The organism is Haloarcula amylolytica JCM 13557, assembly GCF_000336615.1.
In the GTDB taxonomy this organism is placed as follows: Archaea; Halobacteriota; Halobacteria; order Halobacteriales; family Haloarculaceae; genus Haloarcula; species Haloarcula amylolytica.
This window is the reverse complement of the sequence record NZ_AOLW01000072.1, coordinates 1-4,145: the sequence shown is the minus strand read 5'-3', so window position 1 is coordinate 4,145 and position 4,145 is coordinate 1. Positions and strand designations below refer to the sequence as shown.

The 4,145-nt window shown below is 52.0% G+C and carries 1 protein-coding gene and 1 pseudogene; both read right to left on the bottom strand.

The window, feature by feature from the left end:
* Positions 1–665: pseudogene (locus tag C442_RS20375) on the bottom strand (SOSS complex subunit B family protein); the annotation flags it as partial.
* Between the two features lie 2,009 nt (positions 666–2,674).
* Positions 2,675–3,433, bottom strand: a complete 759-nt coding sequence (locus C442_RS21755; protein ID WP_152418525.1) for a hypothetical protein — start codon at positions 3,431–3,433, stop codon at positions 2,675–2,677.
* Positions 3,434–4,145: the final 712 nt, after the last annotated feature.

The window sequence follows — 4,145 nt, the reverse complement described above, 5'->3', positions numbered from 1 at the left end:
CCCTCGACCGTACACTCGTAGCCGTAGGGACTCACCTCGTCGATGGGCGTGGGTACTTGCAGTTCGTTCTGAGCCTCGTCCAAGACGGTAAAGGAAGCCTCATACAGGCTGTTACAGTCGCCCATCTGCCCGGACACAAGGGCCGCAAGTCGGCGGCTTGCCGCCGCCTGCGACAGACTGGTCTTGTCTGCCAGCGTCGCGGCTTGCTGGTTGACTCGCGCCAGCGTGTCGCGGTCCATCCACTGTCGGGGGTCAGCCGGGGAGCGGAACCCGTCAGCGCGTCCGGTTTCCGCGTCGGTGAGCTGGCGAGCCGACGCCTCGCGGTCGGCACCGTCGACGTGAGCGCGTGCGACCTCGGAGTGGCGGGCTTGCTCGGCTTCGCGTCCGTGACGTTCCTCCTGCTGTTCCAGCGTTTCGCCAAAGCGCCGGTCCGGACCAACCTCGGTCGAGCGGGTCCAGTCGTAGTCGTATGCCTCTTCCTGCCGGGCGTAGTAGTTGCCACGGCTATCGCTACCCCGATTCATCCTGAAATCGAGTTCATCGCCGTTCTCCGTCTCTGCGACCGCCTCTAGAAGTTGCTCGGGGCCACCCTCAACGTGGGCCGAAAGGGAAACCGTCTTGTTGCTTGCCGATGCTTTCTTACCGCTGGAATTGCTAGCGTACATTGTCTTTCATCGCTCGTACGGAAAGACACTTGTCGGGTGCTCTAACACCCGATTTCTGCGGCGTGAAACTGCCCTGCCAGCGCCGCGTGCGTCGTGTCTTTCCGTACGTAAAGGCATGGGTGCAGACTACTTAAAAGTAACGGACCATTTGGATTGTTTCAAGTGCAATATTCGGGTGTCTGAGTGGTTTCTAAGCGGCGTCTTGTGTTTAACGATTCGAGGGAAAATAGTATATAAAGACTGTCGGTGGTTGACACCCCGGCGGGCGGTCCCATCGTGTGCGGTTGCGGTGAGCCGGCATCCCGCGCGGCCAAGCGAGTGCCGGATGGGTGAAANGACTGCAAGGAGCGTCCTCGTTCCGGCGAGGGAGCGCCGGCCGCGAGGGTTCCTCACCCGGATCGCGCGCGACTCCGACGCGTGCGTTCGGTTCTGCTGTGTTGTGCCGTAGCAGTCGGGTGGGACTGAAAGGGGCACGCCGCTGGCGCTTGTTGTAGTCGGGTCAGCGACCCCTATCCGCGTGCGGTTTGCGCGGATATGTCGCTGAGCGACCGCCAGCGGCGTGGGGCTTTCAAGGTGTGCTGGTCCGACACCGAGTCCGTCGTCGCGATACCGTTTGGAGTGGTGCCGTCGAAGCCAGCAGTCCCGTCGCAGTCAGTCGTGCCGCCGACGTCAGGGCAACGAGTCTCGTTATCAGCAGTTTGACGAGTACCGTCACCCGAACCGCCGCCTCCCTCGACACCGTCACGAGTGCCACACGACTCGACTCCAGGGCCAGCAATACCAGAATCCCCTGCCGGCCACACACGAGACACACGCCACCCGAACCCTCTTCGCCGGCCCACAACTCACGTACCGGCTCCGCCAAGAGCGAGCGTGCCGCCCAGCGGCGGCTGCCCGGCGGTCAGACGACACACCAGCCAACCACCTGTATCTGCCCGGCCGTCAGTCCCACGCCGACACACACTCCTCTCTCGCGCTCTCAGCCGGCCTGCCAGCCCCACGCTGCTATCCACCAGTCATACCTCTGCTTCGCCCGGCCGTCTGCCCCACGCTGCAAGGGACCGACTACCAGCGGGAGTACAGTCGTGTCCCCCTCGTCTCCAACCGCGTGCGACTCCGATATGTGGCGTCTATCTTGGCGAATTCCCCCCCCTTTCCATTCTTTTTTAGTTAATACTCATAATAATACTATTAGAGCGTGATTTTCGGTCGTATTTTGTCTCTAAATTATATTAGCGCGCCGAAAACCACCGATATCAGTGTTAGTCATCGCCAGTGTTAGTCATCGCAGGATTTGACAAGTGCTGGTGCCTCAACCGACGGGATTGGTTCTACTACTAGTTATAATTGTCATCTAGAGTATTATTACTATTTATGTTAATAAAGGAAGAGTGATTCGCGCACTTCCCCTTGCACCACATGGAGTAAACTGGATACGACACAGTGGACAGTAGGAGTGGTGGCCCATGACCAAATATCATGAGAGCACCGTAAGAGAGGGGTCAGACAGAAATCTGCCTCTAAGAATCGGTAGTAGAGGATCTGCTTCTCTTACCTTTGTCCCGAAATAACCTTTCTACTGCGCCCTCATATCATTAGTTAATATCCCAGTTCTTGGACTAGTATATTGAGGGAGATTAGTCTATTTGATGTTATAATGCATATTAAACTCCCATTATTTCATGTGATTGAGTATTGAAGTTATCGTGTAGCAGAAACAAAAGTATATTGTAAAAAACACCAAATAAAATATCACTACGTCCACAATTGTAGAGGCACTATAATGTTGCTGCCATAGAGTAGATAATCTCAGAGTGATAATCCATGTGATAGCTGTGGTGACTATTAGAACTGAAACTTTTATTGGTAGATGTTCAAACTTGGTTGTATCAGCCCACACCTCTTTGAATGTGGAAATTATGTTAGGCATAGTTATTGATTAACACTGAGCCCTATAAAATGCATCTTGGCTGATGAGTTATACTTTGGTCAATCCTAGTTTTTTGATGTTAGAATGATGGTGGTACGGCATGCATTCCTTCCTCTTTGCTATACAGCGTCATATCATCTGTATCGTATTCTTTCCAACCTCCGGTCACGTAACAGTACGTGTATGGAGTATCCCCGAAATCCACTTCTTCAAATACTAGGCTAATATCATCTTCCTCAGACACAAGCGCGAGTGCAGCACCACTGACCATAATGGCTGCAGTCATGCCTGAACTGGTTGCCCAAGTGGCTAATATACCGGCAACGGTTGTCCAACCTAAGTTGTTCACTGACTGCTTGAAATCAGCACTCAATTTGGCCTTATTATGATTATCATGGCCATGTAGTTCATCACAATCTCCGACTTCATCAATGTCCTTGTGTACTCGGTTAATTGCTTCAACTGAATCCTCAATTCCTTGTGGTGAAATTGTATTCGGTTCCCCTAGATACGATATTTCCCCCGTTTCTTCATTTATTCTTACCTTTTTTACCTTAGTAGTAACTTTATCTGTCTCTTTTTCTTTCTTCTCTACAGTAACTGTATAAATTGTGACTTTTTCATCTTTTTCATTTTCTTTAGTCTCTTCTTCAATATCCTTGGTTGTTATTTTATATTCCACATCTTCCGAATCTGATTGTTCTGATTCCTGCTCGTCGTTATCATCGCCAGACTTTGCAGATGCAACCCCAGTTACTCCAGTAATGGACACAAGAGTTGCACCGCTAATTTGTAGTACTTCACGCCTATTTGATGAAGTATGCTTGTTGGAGGGCATACAAATATCAATTAGATATGGTGTCATAAAAGTATTTCTACTGACATATAGTATTATATTATTTATAATCTTTGGATGTTGATGTAGATACTTCTATGTAAAATATTTATAATTAATACAGTACACACTTCCTTGATCCACATAATCCTCGGCAGTCAAGACGTACACTTACTGTACAGGTAGTTCCCTCTCAAGTGTGGTGAAACAAACTGCCCTGCAAAGTGTTCTATGACACCGTAATTAGGCACCCGTCTGCTTCGCCCGGCCGTCTGCCCCACGCTGAGAGGGACCGACTGCCAGCGCGAGTGCAGTCGTGTCCCTCTCGTCTCCAACCGCGNTGCTTCGCCCGGCCGTCTGCCCCACGCTGAGAGGGACCGACTGCCAGCGCGAGTGCAGTCGTGTCCCTCTCGTCTCCAACCGCGCGCGACTCCGACGTGCGCGTCGTCACTCCCCGGAAACGCAGACCAGCGATTCTACATGACTCGCTGGTGGTCCTCCGCGCAGGTGACGACAGGCTCGGTACGCGGGTCCCGTGCCCGTGGGTCTGCCTCAACGTCGACAGTCTCTAAGCCCATGTGAGTACTGCTGTTCCCTCTTGATTTACTCGGCTTCGCTGAAATCCTAGTTTCAGTACTTCACAAAGCCGGTTAGTTGAGAGGTCTGCTTGCTGAAGGTGTGTCCAATACCAAGCAAGCAGACGGTGAAATCCACG